Source organism: Rhodococcus sp. AH-ZY2, assembly GCF_030916465.1.
In the GTDB taxonomy this organism is placed as follows: Bacteria; Actinomycetota; Actinomycetes; order Mycobacteriales; family Mycobacteriaceae; genus Rhodococcus; species Rhodococcus ruber.
In genome coordinates, this window is record NZ_CP126458.1 from 3,024,950 (window position 1) to 3,042,511 (window position 17,562).

Here is a 17,562-nt window from a genome sequence, read left to right on the forward strand (position 1 = left end):
TCGTCGACCGATCGATCGACACGGGTACCGGCTGCGCCGGCAGCCGCACTCATGCCGGCTGCGCCGGCAGCCGAGACGGTCGGCGGATCCGTGGTGACACCGGATTCCGGCACCGTGGTGACACCGGAGGCGTCCCGTGCCAGCACGGTGGTGCCCACGCCGACGCGGGAGGAGACTGAGACGGTCCGGGAGGAGGCCGGGGTGCGGCAACGAGTGATCCAGCTACTCGTCGTGGTCACTGCGGTGCTGGTCGCGGCGATCGCCGCCACGGTGGACCGGTCGCCGACGGGACTGCGGGATCCGGCGCGCACGCTCCTGCTCGGGCCGCGCGAGTCCTTCGCCGCCGCCGAGGGCCCGTTCCTCCCGGTGTTCGGGCCGACCGAACTGGGGCTGTTCCTCGGCGCCGGTGTGGCGTTCGTCGTGGCCGGGGCGATCGCATGGAACACCCGCCCGCACGACCTGACCGGTCCTCTCATCCTCATGGCCGGCCTGCTGTGGTTCCTCGGCGGTCTGCGGCGCTCCGGCGAACCCGTGGCCTTCACCGTCGGCGCGGTGGCGACGAACCTGTACCTACCCGTCCTGCTCCAGGCCCTCGTGGGATTCCCGACCGGTCGGCTGGAACGACCGTGGCAACGCCTGTTCGTCGGAGCCGCCTGGATCCTCGCCACCGTCGGCATCGTGGCCGAGTGGCTGTTCTTCGATCCGCGGACCGCACCCGCGGCATCCCCGTCGACATCGACGAATCTACTTCTCCTGCGCGATGATCCGTCCCTCGCGCGGACCGTGCAGCTCGTCGTCGGGTTCTGCGCGTTCCTGATCGTGGTGACGCTCGTGGTGGTGGTGATCGTGCGCTGGCGTTCGGGGTCGCCCGCGTACCGGTCGGGATTCGCACCGCTCGGGGTCGCATACGGCCTCTCGGCGGTGATCACACTCGCCGTGCTCTCCAGCGCGGTGAACCTGCCCTGGTCGCCCCCGACCTGGGTGCTCAACCTGCGCTACCCGGCCACGGCGTTGTTCCCGCTCGCGGTCGCGATCGGCCTACTCCGGTACCGGCTCGCCCGAGCTGCGGTCAGCGACGCGATGGTCGAGATCGGCACCGCGCCGCTCGGTGCCGGGTTCGTCGACGCGCTCCGACGCGCCGTGCACGACCCGAGCCTGGTGCTGTGGACGTACGTCCCGGAGCGGGCGGCGTACGTCGATCCGGACGGTGCGGTGCGTGCTCTGCCCCGCCGCTCGGATCCCCGGGCGGCGACCGTCCTCGAGCGCGCCGGCACACCGGTCGGCGCGCTGGTGTACGACCCGTCGCTCGAGACGCAACCCGAGCTGCTCGCCGCGGTCCGCAGCGCCACCGGCCTGGCCCTCGAGCACGAGCGGCTGCACGCGGACCTGCAGCTCCGGCTCGACGAGGTGCGGCGCTCCCGCGAACGGATCGTCACGGCCGGTGACGTCCAGCGCCGGCGCCTCGAGCGCGACCTGCACGACGGTGCGCAGCAGCGTCTCGTCGCCGCGTCGCTGCTGCTGCGCCGTGCACAGCGTGCCGGGGACGAGCCGACCCTGCGGCGGCTGCTCGCGGACGGTGCCGCCGAACTCGACGTCGCGCTGCGGGAACTGCGAGAGCTCGCCAGAGGCGTGTATCCGGCGGTGCTCACCGAGCGCGGACTCGCGGCGGCGCTGCGCTCACTGGCCGAGCGGGCACCCGTGCCCGTGGACATCGACGACGCGCTCGGCGAACGCCCCTCGGCCCCCGTCGAACTCGCCGCGTACCTCATCGGCGCGGAGGCCGTCACCAACGCCGGTAAGCACTCCGGGGCCACCGTCGTCCGGATCGGCCTGCACCGGACGGGCGACATGCTGCGTATGACGATCGGGGACAACGGGTGCGGTGGCGCGCGGCCGACGCCCGGCGGGGGGCTCGACGGGCTGCGCGATCGGACGGCCGCGCTCGGCGGCGAGTTCGTCCTCGACAGCCCCGAGGGCGGCGGCACGACCGTCGACGTCACCCTGCCGTTCCGCGTCGACGCCGGGTCCTGACCGGAACACCCGGTGGACGGTTCGCGATCGCACACCGCGCGGGTCACCTCCGCCGCCCCGCGGCGACTCCGAGGGGGCCGTCAGGTCCGCGCGATCGTCCCCAGGACCCGATCCAGGGCGTCGAGTGCCTCGTCCAGTTCGGCGGTGGTGACCGTCAGCGGCGGCCGGAACCGGATGCCGCGCTGCCCGGTGCCGATCATCAGCACGTGCTCGTCGACCCGCAGGTGGGTGAGCACGGCGTCGCGCACCGCCGGTGTGGGCAGGGTGAACGCACACATCAGGCCGCGCCCTCGGGGCTCGCCGACCAGCCGGTGGCGGACGGCGAGCTGCTTCAGCCCGGACAGCAGATGTGCCCCGGTCATCCGCGCTCGGTCGACGAGCCGGTCCCGCTCGATCACCTCGAGAATGCGCCGGGCACGGACCATGTCGGTCAGGTTGCCGCCCCAGGTGGAGTTCAGGCGCGACGAGACCGCGAAGACGTTGTCGGGGATCTCGTCGATCCGGCCGCCGGCCATGATGCCGCAGACCTGGGTCTTCTTCCCGAAGGCGACGATGTCGGGGGTGACGCCGAACTGCTGGTACGCCCATGTGCTTCCGGTCAGCCCGACGCCGGTCTGCACCTCGTCGAAGATCAGCAGCGCATCGTGCCGGCGGCACAGTTCGGCCATGGCCTGGAAGAACTCGGGCCGGAAGTGGTGGTCGCCGCCCTCGCCCTGGATGGGTTCGGCGATGAAACACGCGATGTCGTGCGGGTTCTCGGCGAACGCCCGGTGCGCCTGCTGCAGTGCGTGCGCCTCGGCGGCCTCGACGTCGCGGTCGGCGGCCAGGTAGGGCGCGTCGATGCGCGGCCAGCGGAACTTGGGGTACCGGGCCGTCTTCACCGGGTCCGTGTTGGTGAGGGACATCGTGTAACCGGTGCGGCCGTGGAACGCCTCGGAGAGGTGGAGAACGCTGCCCCCGAGGTCGGAGCCGAGTCCGCGAGCCTCGTTGAGCCGGCTCTTCCAGTCGAAGGCCGCCTTGAGTGCGTTCTCCACCGCGAGTCCGCCACCGTCGACGAAGAACAGGTGCGGCAGGGCCGGGTCGCCGAGCACCCGGGCGAAGGTGTCGACGAACCGGGCCATCGCCACGGTGTAGATGTCGGAGTTGCTCGGCTTGTTCGCGGCGGCCGCGGCGAGTTCGGTGGTGAACGCCGGGTCGTCGACGATGTCGGGGTGGTTCATCCCGAGCGCGGAGGACGCGAAGAACCCGAACATGTCGAGGTAGGCCGTGCCGTCCCGTTGGTCGACGAGCCGCACCCCCCGTGATCGGTCGAGGTCGAGGACGAGATCGAACCCGTCCACCAGCAGATGTTCGCGCAGAACGGCATGTACCCGGCTCGGGGGCAGCTCGCGGGCACCGTCCGGGTGTCGGAATGCAGTGCTCATGCCACGAGGGTACGTCAAATTTCTCCCCTCGACGGTCACATGCCGGAAGATCGATCCACAGCCACGCTATCGTTCGTAAAATGTTTGGAGGATGACCGTGCTGCGGGTGGCTACATTCGCCGTCGCGCGGATCTCCTGGAGGAGTTGTTCGAGTGCCCGCGGTGAGGCGACGCGCACGAGCAGGATGTAGCTCTCGTCCCCGGCCACGGAGTGGCAGGATTCGATGGCGTCGATGTGCCGCAACCGCGCCGGCGCGTCGTCCGGCTGGGACGGGTCGAGAGGAGTGATCGCGACGAACGCCGACAGCATCAGCCCGAGCGCCTCGGGATCTACCTTCGCCGTGTATCCGCGGATCACGTGCCGGGCTTCGAGGCGGCGGACCCGGGACTGCACCGCGGAGATCGACAACCCGGCCTTCTCGGCGAGCGTGGCCAGCGTCGCCCGGCCGTCCACCACCAGTTCGCGCATGAGCAGCCGGTCGATCTCGTCCAGGGACTCCTTCGAGTTTTCCGCCATCAGCGCAGGCTAACCGACCCGGAAAGGACATCGACGATGAATCCGACTGGCAATCTCCACGATCGCGCCGTGGCCGCGCTGCGCCGCTGCGGGGCGGGCGCGCCCGCGCTCGACGGCCCGCACCCGGTCACCAGCCCGATCGACGGTTCGGAGCTCGCGCGCCTGCACCCGGCACGCGCGGAGGATGTCGATGCCGCGGTCACCGCGGCGAGCACGGCCTTCGAACGCTGGCGGCAGGTTCCTGCGCCGGTGCGAGGACGGCTGGTCCGCAGGCTCGGGGAACTGCTCGGCGAGCACAAGTCCGATCTCGCCGAACTCGTCACGCTCGAGGCCGGGAAGATCCCTTCCGAGGCGCTCGGCGAGGTGCAGGAGATGATCGACATCTGCGAATTCGCGGTGGGCCTCGCGCGCCAACTCTACGGCCACACCATGCCGTCGGAGCGACCCGGCCACCGCCTGATGGAAACGTGGCATCCGCTGGGGGTGGTCGCGGTGATCTCGGCGTTCAACTTCCCCGTCGCCGTGTGGTCCTGGAACACCGCGATCGCGCTGGTGTGCGGCGATCCGGTGGTGTGGAAGCCGTCGGAGAAGACGCCGCTCACCGCGTCGGCCTGCCACGCCCTGCTCGAACGGGCCGCACGCGACGTGGGCGCCCCCGGCGGCCTGCACCACGTCCTCGTCGGCGACGCCGCCGTCGGTGAGGCGCTGGTCGACGACCCCCGCGTCGCGCTGGTCAGCGCAACGGGCTCGATCCGGATGGGCCGCATCGTCGCGCCCCGGGTGGCGGCGCGGTTCGGGCGCTGCCTGCTCGAACTCGGCGGCAACAACGGTGCGATCGTCGGCCCTTCCGCCGACCTCGACCTCGCCGTGCGGGCCGTGGTGTTCGCCGCGGCCGGCACCACCGGTCAGCGTTGCACCACCCTGCGACGGCTCATCGCCCATCGTTCGGTCGTCGACGAACTGACCGAGCGGATCGCCAAGGCGTATTCGGGACTGCGGGTGGGTGATCCGTTCGGCGAGGGGGTGCTCGTGGGCCCGCTGATCGACGGCCGTGCCCACGCCGCGATGCGGGCGGCGCTCGAGCGCGCCGAGCTCGACGGCGGCATTCTCGTCACGGGCGGCGATCCGGTCGAGGTCCCCGGCGACGGGGTGTACGTCCGGCCCGCGGTCGTGCGGATGCCGGCGCAGACGGACGTGGTGCGCGAGGAGACGTTCGCTCCGATCCTCTACGTGCTGACCTACGACGACTTCGACGAGGCGATCGCCCTGCACAACGGGGTGCCCCAAGGGCTGTCGTCGTCGATCTTCACCACCGACCAGCGTGAGGCCGAGCGTTTCCTCGCCGCCTCGGACTGCGGCATCGCCAACGTCAACATCGGCACCTCCGGCGCCGAGATCGGGGGCGCGTTCGGCGGCGAGAAGGAGACCGGCGGCGGACGCGAGTCGGGTTCGGACTCGTGGAAGGCGTACATGCGCCGCGCCACGAACACCGTCAACTTCTCCGGCGATCTCCCCCTGGCGCAGGGCGTGGAGTTCGGTTGAGCGACAAGTTGGTTCCGTATCGGCTGTGGGGGTGCCGACCGGACCGGTTCGACACCGAGATCGAGGGCGAGTTCGCCTGGACCGAGCACATCGTGCGGACCCTCGGTGCGGCGTTCGACCCGGCCGGCGCCGAGATCCGCAGGGACGTGTCCCTGCTGCCGGAGACGCACGGCGTGAGCGTGCGCGCGGACGGGCTGACGGTCGGGATCCTCGGCGACGGCGACGCGCTGCGCTACGGGCCGGTGCTGCGCCGCGTCGTCGCCGGCGGGTACCTGCCGACCGTGCCGGGCCGCATCTGGGCCGCGGACGCGGGCACCTACAACGACGACCCCGGCCGCAGCGGGCGCATCATCGCGCGCGTCACGGTCAGCCTCGGCGCCCCGGCCAGGCTGGTGCCCCGCAACGATCCGCCGGACGTGCCCTACACGCTGCTGCCCTCGGGTCGCACCCTGCAGGTCACCGGGGAGGAACAGCACTTCGACCTGCTGCACCCCTACGCCGACCCGCCCGGCAAGTACGCCCTGCTCGTCACCCTGCACGAGGCGGACGGCGCGCTGGTGGAGGTGCGGGTGGACGATCGACCGTGCGGGTATCTCGGCCGGCGGTCCAGCGCGCGTCTGCTGCCGATCGTGACGCACCTGTCCGGGCGGGGGCTGCGCACCGCCGCACGGGCCGCGGTGAGCGGATCCCGGCTGGCCGCCGAGGTGACGGTGTCGGTGACCCCGGCCGACGAGATCGACGAGCGCGTCCTCGACGGGCCGCCGGTGACGGTGCCACGGCTGGCGCCCGGACCGGTCGCCGACCCGCCCGACCCGGTGCTGCCGATGCGCCGGTACCACGGGTGGGGCGGGCAGATCGTCGTGCAGGGCGACCGGCTGTGGATCCTGCGGGAGGGTCCCGTGGCACGAGCTCTGGGACCGGTTCCGTTGACGCCCAGAAGGATCCGGTTGCGGGACGTGAGCGACGTGCAGTTCCGTCCGGCGCTGCCGCAGACCGACGGCATGCTCCGGATCGTGACGGGCAGCGGGCGGGACGGTGCGCCGGCGCCGACGGATCCCGACACCGTGGTGTTCCACCACCCCGATCGGCAGCGGTTCCAGGCGCTGGCCGACTGGCTGCGGCACGTCGCCGCCGTGAACGCCGGACCGCCGTCGTGAGGGACACCCCTCAGGGCCGCCGCAGCAGCTCGGCCTCTCCCGGTTCGACGACGATCGTGGCCGGCGCGCTCTGCCCGTAGTACCGGGTACGCAGGAACCAGCTCCGCGCGTGCGACAGCTCCGAGCGCCATCCGCCCAGGTAGTACTTCCGCCCGAAACGGGCCGTGACGGCCGCGGGCGGCGCCCCCGGCCGCACGGTGGCCCGGCCGCGCAACCGCAGGACCGGTCCGCGCTCGCCGTCGTCGAGCAGCACGACGACGTCGGGATTCGCGGCGGCGTTGCGCGCCGCCACGGTGTCGCGCCCGGTGCCGAAGTACAGCCGGCCGTCGACCTGCACGAACCACAGGGGCGCCAGGGCCGCCGCGCCCTTCGGTGAGCGGGTCGCCAGGCGCGCGACGCGGGCGCGGTCGAGGAAGTCGCGCACGACGGCGTCGTCGGCCTTCACGAGTCCCGCTCCTCGTGCAGGGTCGCGTAGTCCCACGCGGTGGCGCGTCGGGGCGTGAAGACGAACCAGGCGAGGTCCTCCCGACCGTCGGGGGCGTCCGCCGGCGTCAGGCGTCCGCGCCAGTTCACCGCCCGCAGCTCGAACCAGAATTCGCCGTCGTCGAGCAGGACGGTGACCCGATCGAGTCCGGCCGACGGCGGCACCGATTCCCGCGGCACACCGACCCACAACCGGCCGTCGCGCCGCCGGACCCGCGCGGGCAGCGCGGTGACCGACCCGGCCTCGTCGAAGGCGACCGCCGCGCGACCGTGCCCGATCAGCCAGTCGGCAAGCGGTTCCGGTTCGACACGCTGGGTGATCCGCCCCATGTCGACAGACGATACCGTCGGATCATCCGCGACGGCCAGGCTCGCGCGGGGCCGGCCGGATCCGGACGGGTTCGGGCACGGTGACGGTCTCGTTGTCGGGCAACGGCTCTCCCCGCCGGCGCCCGGTGTCGACGTCCGCGAGTGGCGCCGCCCCCTGCCGCGCGACGGTCTCGTCGTAGAGTTCGAACCACGGGAAGCCGCGCGCCGTGTAGTCGCTCGCGGCCGGGGGCCGGGTCGGTGGATCCTGGTCCGTGATCGCGCGCCACTGCTCGCTGTTCACCAGGTGCACCTCGACCACGGAGCGGTGGTCGAGATCCCACGCGTCGTGCGACTCGACCGGGGTGGCGACGCCCTGGTCGACGGATCCGCCGGCACCGAGTCCCATCGCCGGGGCCGGCGCGAAGGCGGGCAGCGGGCGCCGGGCGTCGAATCCGGCGCGCTCCTCCCATCGCTGCGCCCGCATGGGGCGGGCCGCGACGCGGATCCCGCCCCGCGCCGGCCCGGACCGCAGTTGCTCCTCGAGGCTGTAGCCGGACCCGAGCGGCATCGCGACGAACTGGCGCACCCGGCCGTGCGCCACGACGTAGCCGTCGAGCCACGGTTGCGCCGGCACCTCGAGATAGTCCTCGCGTCCGAAGTCCGGCTCCGGCGACCAGGGTTCGCCGGTGAGCGCGTCGACGTCCCCGGCGCCGACCTTGACCAGGAACGGGTACCGGGACTCGAACCCGAGCCAGCACGCCTCCGCCTGCCACATCGGCATCACGAGGCCGCCGTGGGATCGCCACGAAGACGGCAGCGCGGCCTCGTCGAGTTCGGCGACGGTCCGCAGCGGGAACCGGCCCAGGCCGGGCGGCAACGGATAGGTGTTGCCGTCGTCCGGCACCCGCAGGGTGCGGTGGAAGGAGACGGCCATGCGGGCGGCGGGATGCACCTCCGGGAACTCGAACACCAGGCGGTCCTTCTCGAGAGCGAGCGCCACGTCGTCCTCCCGTCCGCGTGTTGCGGTGCCGTGCACGTGCGGGTGAGGGTACGCCCGGCCGGGCGGTCCGGTCGAGCGACGGCACCGCGGGCGCGCGACTCACGTGACCCGGGCCACAGCTGTGGTAGACCAGGGAACATGTTTCCTGGGAACTTCGTCGCCACGACGCCCGACAAGCCCGCTATCGTGCGGCCCGCCACCGGGGAGTCGCTCACCTACCGGCAGCTCGACGAGAACTCCGTCCGCCTCGCGAAGTACCTGCGCGCCGCGGGCCTCGAGCCGGGCGATCACATCGCGCTGATCTCCGACAACGACCTGCGGGTCATGGAGGTTTACTGGGCGGCGCTGCGGTCCGGCCTGTACATCACGGTGGTGAACTGGCATCTGACCCCGTCCGAGGCCGCGTACGTGGTGAACGACTGCGGTGCGAAGGTGCTCGTCGCCTCGGCCGGTGCGGCCACCGCGATCGACACCGGCACCGAGGCCTACCCGAACGTGGACCGACGGCTCGTGTACGGCGGTGTGCTGCCCGGCTTCGACGACTACTCCGAGGCACTCGCGGCGTTCGACACCTCGCCCCTCGAGTCGCAGCCGCGTGGCCAGGACATGCTGTACTCGTCCGGAACGACCGGACGGCCCAAGGGCATCGAGCCGAAGTTGCCCGAGGGCCAGGTGCAGGACGTTCCGGATCCCTACACGGCGGTGTTCGCGCCGATGTACGGATTCGACGCCGACACCGTCTACCTGTGCCCCGCTCCCCTCTATCATGCTGCCCCCCTGCGCTTCTGCGGCACCATCCAGTCGGTCGGGGGCACCGTGATCCTCATGGACCGGTTCGAGCCCGAGGAGGCACTCGCCCTGATCGACCGTTACCGGGTCACGCACAGCCAGTGGGTCCCGACGATGTTCGTGCGGATGCTCAAGCTTCCCGAGGAGGTGCGCGGCAGGTACGACGTGTCGAGCCTGAAGGTCGCCATCCATGCGGCGGCACCGTGCCCGCCGGAGATCAAGCGCGCGATGATCGAGTGGTGGGGTCCGGTCGTGTACGAGTACTACGCCTCCACCGAGGGTGCCGGCGCCACGTTCATCGACTCGCAGCAGGCGCTCGCGCATCCCGGGTCGGTCGGGCGCGACGGGGTCATGGGAATCGTCCACATCTGCGACGACGAGGGCCGCGAACTACCCACCGGCGCGGTCGGCACCGTGTGGTGGGAAGGGGACGAGCATCCGTTCCGGTACCACAACGATCCCGAGAAGACCCGCCAGGCCACCCATCCCGACCATCCGACGTGGACCACGAGCGGCGACATCGGATACCTCGACGAGGAGCGCTACCTGTACCTCACCGACAGGGCGGCGTTCACCATCATCTCCGGCGGCGTGAACATCTACCCCCAGGAGTCGGAGAACGTGCTCACCCTGCATCCCAAGGTGTACGACGTCGCCGTGATCGGGGTCCCCAACGAGGAGATGGGCGAGGAGGTCAAGGCCGTGGTCCAGCTCGCCGACGGCGTCGAGCCCGGGCCCGAGGTCGAGCGCGAGCTCCTCGACTTCGTCCGCGAGCGCGTCTCCCACTTCAAGGCGCCGCGCAGCATCGACTTCTCCGACGACCTGCCGCGCACGCCCACCGGCAAACTCGTCAAGCACAAGCTGCGCGCCCGCTACCTCACCCCGGCAGGCTGACCGTGCCCGCCGATCTCGCCGAACTCGCCGACCAGCTCCCGGACGGCGCGCTGATCACCGATCCGGACCTGCTCGCCGGGTACCGGCAGGACTGGGCCCGCGACCCGGACGCGGCGGTGCCGCGCGCGGTCGTGCGGGCCACCCGCACGGCGGACGTGCAGGCCACACTGAGGTGGGCGAGCACGCACCGGGTGCCGGTGGTGCCGCGTGGCGCGGGCACCAGCCTGTCCGGCGGGGCGGGCGGCGTCCCGGGCGGGATCGTGCTGAGCACCGAGCGGATGCGGGCGGTCGCCGTGGACCCGGTCACCCGCACGGCGGTCGTCCAGCCGGGACTGCTCAACGCCGAGGTCAAGCGGGCCGCGGCCGAGCACGGGCTGTGGTATCCGCCCGACCCGTCGTCGTTCGAGATGTGCACCATCGGGGGCAACGCGGCGACCAACGCCGGTGGGCTGTGCTGCGTGAAGTACGGCGTCACCACGGACTACGTGCTCGGACTCGAGGTGGTGCTCGCCGACGGCACCGCGGTGCGGCTCGGCGGACCGCGCGTCAAGGACGTGGCGGGGCTGTCGCTGACCAAGCTGTTCGTCGGCAGCGAGGGCACCCTCGGCGTCATCACCGAGGTGACGCTGCGGCTCCTCCCGCCGCAGCCGCCGGCGTCGACGATGGTCGCCACGTTCGGCTCGGTCCAGGCCGCGGCCGACGCGGTGCTGGCCGTCACGGCGACGTTGCGCCCGGCGATGCTCGAGTTCATGGACCGTGCCTCGATCAACGCGGTCGAGGACGCGCTGCACATGGGGCTGGACCGCACCACCGAGGCGATGCTCATCGCCCGGTCCGACGCGCCCGGTACGGCGTCGGCGCAGGAGATCGCGACGATGGTGAAGGCGTGCGAGGACGCCGGCGCCGACGAGGTGTTCTCGACCGACGACCCCGAGGAGGGCGAGGCGTTCGCGGCGGCGCGGCGGATGGCCATCCCGGCGGTCGAACGGACCGGCAGCCTGCTGCTCGAGGATGTCGGCGTTCCCCTGCCGGCACTGCCGGCACTCGTCGGGGGCGTCGCCGAGATCGCCGAGCGCAATGCGGTGACGGTGGCGGTGATCGCGCACGCCGGGGACGGCAACACCCATCCGCTGATCGTGTACGACCCCACCGACGCCGACCAGACGGCGCGGGCGCACCTGGCGTTCGGGCAGATCATGGACCTGGCGATCGCGCTGGGCGGCACCATCACCGGCGAGCACGGGGTGGGCCGGCTGAAGAAGGCGTGGTTGCCGGATCAGGTGGGTCCCGACGTGATGGACCTGACCCGGCGGATCAAGGCGACACTCGACCCGGACTCGATTCTCAATCCGGGCGTCATCCTCTGAAACAAGATCGAGTACGGTGACCGCGTGCACGAGGACCAGATCCAGTGAACGCCCGTACGCCCTTGTCCCCGGCGGGTCTGCCGCTGCGCGACACCCGCTACCGGACGTTCGAGCAGTACCCGGAGTTCACCGCGGCGACGACGTGGCTGCGCGACTACGTCCGCGCCGCGATACCCAACCCGCGGATGAGTGAACGCGAGTACTGGTCGGTGGTGTGCCTGCCGCCGCGCGACGGCTCCACCGAACCGCTCGTGAGCGTGCACGTCGGCGCGATCGAGGCCGCGGGGTTGTACGTCGAGGCTCCGGCCGCGCAGGCACGCCGGCTCGGCGGACGGGTCAGCGTCGCCGTCGACGACCTCGAGGCGACGGCCGGCACGAGCGTGGAAGTGCTCGCGGCAACGCATTCGGAGCTGCGGTTCCGGCTCGACGGACCCATCGTGTCGATCGGCTGGTCCGGCGAGCCGGCCAGCCGTGCGCAGTTCGCCGCGATGCCGTGGGAGCCGGCCGCTGCCGCACTCGTCGGCCGCGTGATGCGTACCGGCAGGTGCCGCTGGGCGTCGCACCACTGCGCCCAGCTGGCGCGGTTCGCGCTGGCCGACTGACGCCGGGTACCCGGGTCCGGAACCCGCGAGGTGCCCGCGGTGTCGTACCGGCGGTGCACCATGGAACGGTGACCGATGTCCTGAGCCGATTCTCCGAGCCCACCCGGCAGTGGTTCGCGGGCGCGTTCGAGGCCCCGACCGCCGCGCAGCTCGGGGCCTGGGAGTCGATCTCGACCGGCGCGCACACCCTGGTGGTGGCCCCGACCGGGTCGGGCAAGACGCTCTCGGCGTTCCTGTGGTCGCTCGACCGCCTCGCGGCCACCCCGGCCGGGCACCCCGGCACGCGGGTGCTCTACGTCTCCCCGCTCAAGGCCCTCGCGGTGGACGTGGAACGGAACCTGCGCTCGCCGCTGGTCGGCATCACCCAGACCGCGCGCCGGCTCGGCCTCGAGCCGCCGGAGATCACCGTCGGCGTGCGTTCGGGCGACACGTCGGCGACCGACCGGCGCGCCCTGATCCGCACCCCGCCGGACATCCTCATCACCACCCCCGAGTCCCTGTTCCTCATGCTCACCTCCGCGGCGCGCGAGACGCTCGCCGGGGTGGAGACCGTCATCGTCGACGAGGTGCACGCCGTCGCCGGCACGAAACGCGGCTCCCACCTTGCGCTTTCGCTCGAACGGCTCGACGTGCTGCTCGGGCGGCCCGCGCAGCGGATCGGCCTTTCGGCGACGGTGCGCCCGCACGAGGAGGTGGGCCGGTTCCTCGCCGGGGCGGCGCCGATCCGCATCGTCGCCCCGCCGTCGGCCAAGACGTGGGATCTGACGGTGCGGGTGCCCGTCGAGGACATGACCGAACTGGGCGTACAGCCGGAACTGTCGGACGACGGGATGCCCGCGGTCCCGCAGGCCGGGTCGATCTGGCCGCACGTCGAGGAGCAGATCGTCGACCTCATCGTCGCGCACCGTTCCACCATCGTGTTCGCCAACTCCCGCCGCCTCGCCGAGCGGTTGACGGCCCGGCTCAACGAGATCCACGCCGAACGCGAGGGCGAGGCGGTGGACCACCGGCCGCGGCCCCCGGCGCAGCTCGGGGCGCCCACCGAGGTCGCGTTCGGCGCACAACCGCTGCTGGCGCGGGCCCACCACGGCTCGGTGAGCAAGGACCAGCGGGCCCTGATCGAGGACGACCTCAAATCCGGGCGGCTGCGCTGCGTCGTCGCGACCTCGAGCCTCGAACTCGGCATCGACATGGGCGCGGTCGACCTGGTGATCCAGGTCTCGGCGCCCCCGTCGGTGGCGAGCGGCCTGCAGCGCGTCGGACGGGCGGGCCATCAGGTCGGCGAGGTCTCCCGCGGGGTGCTGTTCCCCAAGCACCGCACCGACCTGGTGCACTGCGCGGTCACGGTCGAACGGATGGTGGGCGGGCACATCGAGGCTCTGCAGGTCCCGGCCAACCCGTTGGACGTGCTCGCACAGCAGACCGTCGCCGCGGTCGCGCTCGAGCCGGTCGACGTGGACGAGTGGTTCGACACGGTTCGGCGCAGCGGGTCCTTCGCGACGCTGCCGCGCTCGGCGTACGAGTCGACGCTGGACCTGCTAGCCGGGCGCTATCCGTCGGACGAGTTCGCCGAGCTGCGGCCCCGGGTGGTGTGGGATCGCACCGCCGGCACTCTCACCGGCCGGCCCGGCGCGCAGCGGCTGGCCGTCACCTCGGGCGGCACGATCCCCGACCGCGGCCTGTTCACCGTGTACATGGTCGGCGAGAAGGCCACGCGCGTCGGGGAACTCGACGAGGAGATGGTGTACGAGTCCCGGGTGGGCGACGTGTTCGCGCTCGGCGCGACGAGCTGGCGCATCGAGGAGATCACCTTCGACCGGGTGCTGGTCTCCCCCGCCTACGGACAGCCCGGCCGGTTGCCGTTCTGGCACGGCGACGGGGTCGGCCGCCCGGCCGAACTCGGCGCCGCCCTGGGGGCGTTCGTGCGCGAACTCGGGCACGCCGATCCGGAGGACGCCGCCGCCCGGTGCCGTCGCGGCGGCCTGGACGACAACGCGACCGCGAACCTGACCCGGCTGCTCGAGGAGCAGCGCACCGCCACCGGGCAGCTGCCCACCGACCGCACCCTGGTGGTCGAGCGATTCCGCGACGAACTCGGCGACTGGCGCCTGGTGCTGCACTCCCCGTACGGGATGCGGGTGCATGCACCGTGGGCACTCGCCGTGGGCGCGCGACTGCTCGACCGGTACGGCGTCGAGGCCGCACCCACGGCGTCGGACGACGGCATCATCGTCCGGCTCCCGGACACCGAGGACGCCCCGCCCGGGGCGGAGGTCTTCGCCTTCGACACCGACGAGATCGAGGACCTCGTCACCGAGCAGGTCGGCGGCTCGGCACTGTTCGCGTCCCGCTTCCGGGAGTGCGCGGCGCGCGCATTGCTGCTGCCCCGCCGCAATCCCGGCAAGCGGGCGCCGCTGTGGCAGCAGCGTCAGCGGTCGGCCCAGCTGCTCGACGTGGCGCGTCGCTACCCCACCTTCCCGATCCTGCTCGAGACGGTGCGGGAATGCCTCCAGGACGTCTACGACCTGCCTGCGCTGCGGAACCTGCTCGGCCGTGTCGCCCGGCGGCAGGTCCGGATCGTGGAGGTCGAGACGGCCACCGCGTCGCCGTTCGCGACCTCGCTGCTGTTCGACTACGTCGGCGCGTTCATGTACGAAGGCGACAGTCCCCTGGCCGAGCGGCGCGCCGCGGCCCTGTCCCTGGACTCGACCCTGCTCGCCGAACTGCTCGGCCGGGTGGAGCTGCGCGAGTTGCTCGACGCCGACGTCATCGCCCGGGCCGAGCTCGAGCTGCAGCACCTCGCCCCCGACCGCAGAGCCCGCGACGCCGAGGGTGTCGCGGACCTGCTCCGGTTGCTCGGCCCCCTCACCGACGCCGAAATCGCCGAGCGCACCACCGCCGATCCGGCCGCCTGGCTCGACGAACTCGACGCACAGCGCCGGGTGCTGAAGGTGTCCTTCGCCGGCCGGGAGCGGTGGTCGGCCATCGAGGACGCCTCACGTCTCCGGGACGCCCTCGGGGTCCCGTTGCCGATCGGCGTGCCGACGGCGTTCGTCGAGCCGGTGCCCGATCCGCTGGGCGACCTGATCGGCCGGTACGCCCGCACCCACGGCCCGTTCACCGCGGCGGAGGCGGCGGCCGGATTCGGACTCGGCACCGCGGTGGTGCAGGACGTGCTGCATCGGCTGGCTGCCGAGAAACGGGTCAGCGCAGGAGAGTTCCGCCCCGGCGCGACGGGCGCGGAGTGGTGCGACACCGAGGTACTGCGGCGGCTGCGCCGACGGTCGCTCGCTGCGGCACGACAGGAGGTCGAACCCGTCGGGACCGCCACCCTCGGCCGGTTCCTGCCGGCGTGGCAGCACGTGGGCGGCGGCCTGCGCGGAGTGGACGGAGTGGCCACGGTCGTCGAGCAGCTGGCCGGGGTGCCGGTGCCGGCGAGCGCACTCGAGCCGCTGATCCTCGCCCCCCGGGTGCGGGACTACTCCCCGACGATGCTCGACGAACTCACCACGACGGGCGAAGTCGTGTGGGCCGGCTCGGGGCAGATCTCCGGCAAGGACGGCTGGGTCTCGCTGCACCTGGCCGACACTGCTCCGCTGACCCTCGCACCGGCAGCCGAGATCGACAGGACCGACGTCCATCACGGCATCCTGGACACGCTCGCGGGCGGCGGGGCGTACTTCTTCCGCCAGCTCACCGACGCCCTGGGCACCACGGACGCGGAAACCTCCTCGGCTCTCTGGGATCTCGTGTGGGCCGGACTCGTCTCGGGCGACGCGCCGGCCGCGTTGCGCGCCCTCGTCGGCGACACCTCACGCGCCACCCCCGCGCATCGCACGCCCCGGCGGGCCCCGCGCGCCCGGATGTACCGCGGACGTCCGGCACTGCCGAGCCGAAGCGGGCCCCCGACGGTCGGCGGCCGGTGGTCGCTGCTGCCCGAACGGGAAACCGACCCGACGGTGCGCACCCACGCCACCGCGGACCTGCTGCTCGAGCGCTACGGCGTGGTCACCCGCGGCGCGGTCGTCGCCGAGGGCGTGCCGGGCGGCTTCGCGTTGATGTACAAGGTGCTGAGCCGGTTCGAGGAGACCGGTCGGTGCCGGCGCGGCTACTTCGTCGACACGCTCGGCGGTGCCCAGTTCTCGACGCCGGAGGTCGTGGACCGGTTGCGGTCCTACGGCGAATCGCTCGAGGGCCGCCACACCGACACCCCGGCGGTGACCCTGGCCGCCTGCGACCCGGCGAATCCGTACGGTGCGGCCCTGCCGTGGCCCAAGTCGGCCGCCCCCGAGGACTCGCCGCGGCACCGTCCCGGCCGCAAGGCCGGCGGACTCGTCGTACTCGTCGACGGCGAACTGGGACTGTTCGTCGAACGCGGCGGCCGCACGGTGCTGACGTTCAGCGACGACCCGGGAACTCTCCGCGGCGCGTGCACGTCGCTGGCCGGGACGGTCAAGGGCGGGGGCCTGGACACTCTCGTCGTCGAGAAGGTCGACGGCAGTTCCATCCACGGCCACTCGTTCGCCGAGTTCCTCGCCGAGGCCGGCTTCTCGGCCACCCCGCGCGGCTTCCGGTTGAGGGCCTGATGCCCGAGGGCGACACCGTCTTCCGGGCGGCCACTCTCCTGCGCGGCGCACTGGCGGGAAAGCCGTTGACGCGCTGCGATATCCGCGTGCCCCGGTACGCGACGGTCGACCTCACCGGCACCGTGGTCGAGGAGGTGCTCGCGCGCGGCAAGCACCTGCTGATCCGCGCCGGTGCACACACCGTCCACACCCACCTGAAGATGGAGGGAGTGTGGGACGTCCACCCACCCGGGACGCGCTGGCGCCGTCAGGGATACCACGCGAGGATCGTGCTGGCGGTCGCGGACGCCGAGGCCGTCGGCTTCGATCTCGGCACCGTCGAGGTCCTGGACCGCGACCGCGAGGCGGAGGCCGTGGGACACCTGGGCCCGGATCTGCTCGGGCCGGACTGGGACCCGGCCGTCGCGGCGGCGAACCTGGCGCGCGACCCGGGCCGCCCCGTCGGTCTGGCGCTGCTCGATCAACGGGTGATGGCCGGGGTGGGCAACGTGTACCGGTGCGAACTGTGCTTCCTGCGGGGCGTACACCCGGCGACTCCGGTTGCGGACGCGGGAGATCCGGCCGCCTGGGTCGATCTGGCGCACCGGCTGCTGATGTTCAATCGGGACCGTGTCAGCCGGATCACCACCGGCGACCGCCGGCCCGGCCGGGGCACATGGGTGTACGGGCGCGCGGGCAAGCCGTGCCGCCGGTGCGGCACGGTGATCCGCACCGGGATGCTGGGGTCGGCCGGGGACCCGGACCGCAAGATCGACTGGTGCCCGCACTGTCAGCCGCGGAGCGAGGACGGGTGAGTCGCCCCCGCTCCGCCGGCCGAGCCGGCGCGGCGACCGCGCGGTCGGCTCAGTGGTTGCGCCTCAGT

Annotated in this window: 13 protein-coding genes; 8 read left to right on the top strand and 5 right to left on the bottom strand. The window is 72.5% G+C overall.

Going from position 1 to position 17,562, the window contains the following annotated elements:
- Positions 1-93: 93 nt before the first annotated feature.
- The gene (locus tag QNA09_RS15005; protein ID WP_230831608.1) at positions 94-2,031 is read left to right on the top strand and encodes an ATP-binding protein; all 1,938 of its coding nucleotides are present in this window, start codon (positions 94-96) and stop codon (positions 2,029-2,031) included.
- Between the two features lie 80 nt (positions 2,032-2,111).
- Here QNA09_RS15005 and lat read toward each other — a convergent pair whose 3' ends face one another.
- Together lat and QNA09_RS15015 are read right to left on the bottom strand one after the other, a co-directional pair.
- Positions 2,112-3,455: an L-lysine 6-transaminase gene (gene lat, locus QNA09_RS15010; RefSeq protein ID WP_017679599.1), complete on the bottom strand. Its 1,344-nt coding sequence runs from the start codon at positions 3,453-3,455 to the stop codon at positions 2,112-2,114.
- Between the two features lie 66 nt (positions 3,456-3,521).
- Complete coding sequence (locus QNA09_RS15015; protein ID WP_010594793.1) at positions 3,522-3,971, bottom strand: Lrp/AsnC family transcriptional regulator; 450 nt, start codon at positions 3,969-3,971, stop codon at positions 3,522-3,524.
- A 36-nt stretch (positions 3,972-4,007) separates the two neighbouring features.
- On the opposite strand from QNA09_RS15015, the gene QNA09_RS15020 reads away from it, so the two are divergent.
- Entirely contained in the window at positions 4,008-5,513 is a 1,506-nt protein-coding gene (locus tag QNA09_RS15020; protein WP_010594794.1) for an aldehyde dehydrogenase family protein, read from the top strand.
- The gene (locus QNA09_RS15025; RefSeq protein ID WP_010594795.1) at positions 5,510-6,670 is read left to right on the top strand and encodes a DUF4429 domain-containing protein; all 1,161 of its coding nucleotides are present in this window, start codon (positions 5,510-5,512) and stop codon (positions 6,668-6,670) included. The genes QNA09_RS15020 and QNA09_RS15025 overlap by 4 nt, the downstream gene beginning before the upstream one ends.
- Positions 6,671-6,680: 10 nt before the next feature.
- Here the strand turns inward: QNA09_RS15025 and QNA09_RS15030 are convergent, their stop codons facing one another.
- From QNA09_RS15030 to QNA09_RS15040, 3 genes are read right to left on the bottom strand one after another with little or no spacing between them, the layout of a single operon-like run.
- Positions 6,681-7,115: a pyridoxamine 5'-phosphate oxidase family protein gene (locus QNA09_RS15030; RefSeq protein ID WP_010594796.1), complete on the bottom strand. Its 435-nt coding sequence runs from the start codon at positions 7,113-7,115 to the stop codon at positions 6,681-6,683.
- The gene (locus tag QNA09_RS15035) at positions 7,112-7,483 is read right to left on the bottom strand and encodes a hypothetical protein (protein WP_010594797.1); all 372 of its coding nucleotides are present in this window, start codon (positions 7,481-7,483) and stop codon (positions 7,112-7,114) included. Before QNA09_RS15035 ends, QNA09_RS15030 begins: the two co-directional genes overlap by 4 nt.
- A 22-nt stretch (positions 7,484-7,505) precedes the next feature.
- The gene (locus QNA09_RS15040; protein ID WP_119700320.1) at positions 7,506-8,462 is read right to left on the bottom strand and encodes a hypothetical protein; all 957 of its coding nucleotides are present in this window, start codon (positions 8,460-8,462) and stop codon (positions 7,506-7,508) included.
- A gap of 138 nt (positions 8,463-8,600) precedes the next feature.
- Between QNA09_RS15040 and QNA09_RS15045 the strand changes: the two genes are divergently transcribed.
- From QNA09_RS15045 to QNA09_RS15065, 5 genes are all read left to right on the top strand, one after another.
- A complete protein-coding gene (locus tag QNA09_RS15045; RefSeq protein ID WP_040272438.1) occupies positions 8,601-10,145 on the top strand; it encodes an AMP-binding protein in 1,545 nt (514 codons plus the stop codon).
- Complete coding sequence (locus QNA09_RS15050) at positions 10,142-11,512, top strand: FAD-binding oxidoreductase (RefSeq protein WP_208643875.1); 1,371 nt, start codon at positions 10,142-10,144, stop codon at positions 11,510-11,512. The genes QNA09_RS15045 and QNA09_RS15050 overlap by 4 nt, the downstream gene beginning before the upstream one ends.
- A 44-nt stretch (positions 11,513-11,556) precedes the next feature.
- Entirely contained in the window at positions 11,557-12,114 is a 558-nt protein-coding gene (locus QNA09_RS15055; RefSeq protein ID WP_010594801.1) for a hypothetical protein, read from the top strand.
- A 68-nt stretch (positions 12,115-12,182) separates the two neighbouring features.
- Entirely contained in the window at positions 12,183-16,700 is a 4,518-nt protein-coding gene (locus QNA09_RS15060; RefSeq protein WP_010594802.1) for an ATP-dependent helicase, read from the top strand.
- Positions 16,700-17,494: a DNA-formamidopyrimidine glycosylase family protein gene (locus QNA09_RS15065; protein WP_010594803.1), complete on the top strand. Its 795-nt coding sequence runs from the start codon at positions 16,700-16,702 to the stop codon at positions 17,492-17,494. Before QNA09_RS15060 ends, QNA09_RS15065 begins: the two co-directional genes overlap by 1 nt.
- Positions 17,495-17,562: the final 68 nt, after the last annotated feature.

Coding starts and splice junctions, on each gene's coding strand:
- lat (WP_017679599.1), bottom strand. CDS start 3,455: ATGAGCACTGCATTCCGACACCCGGACGGTGCCCGCGAGCTGCCCCCG.
- QNA09_RS15015 (WP_010594793.1), bottom strand. CDS start 3,971: ATGGCGGAAAACTCGAAGGAGTCCCTGGACGAGATCGACCGGCTGCTC.
- QNA09_RS15020 (WP_010594794.1), top strand. CDS start 4,008: ATGAATCCGACTGGCAATCTCCACGATCGCGCCGTGGCCGCGCTGCGC.
- QNA09_RS15035 (WP_010594797.1), bottom strand. CDS start 7,483: ATGGGGCGGATCACCCAGCGTGTCGAACCGGAACCGCTTGCCGACTGG.
- QNA09_RS15045 (WP_040272438.1), top strand. CDS start 8,601: ATGTTTCCTGGGAACTTCGTCGCCACGACGCCCGACAAGCCCGCTATC.
- QNA09_RS15065 (WP_010594803.1), top strand. CDS start 16,700: ATGCCCGAGGGCGACACCGTCTTCCGGGCGGCCACTCTCCTGCGCGGC.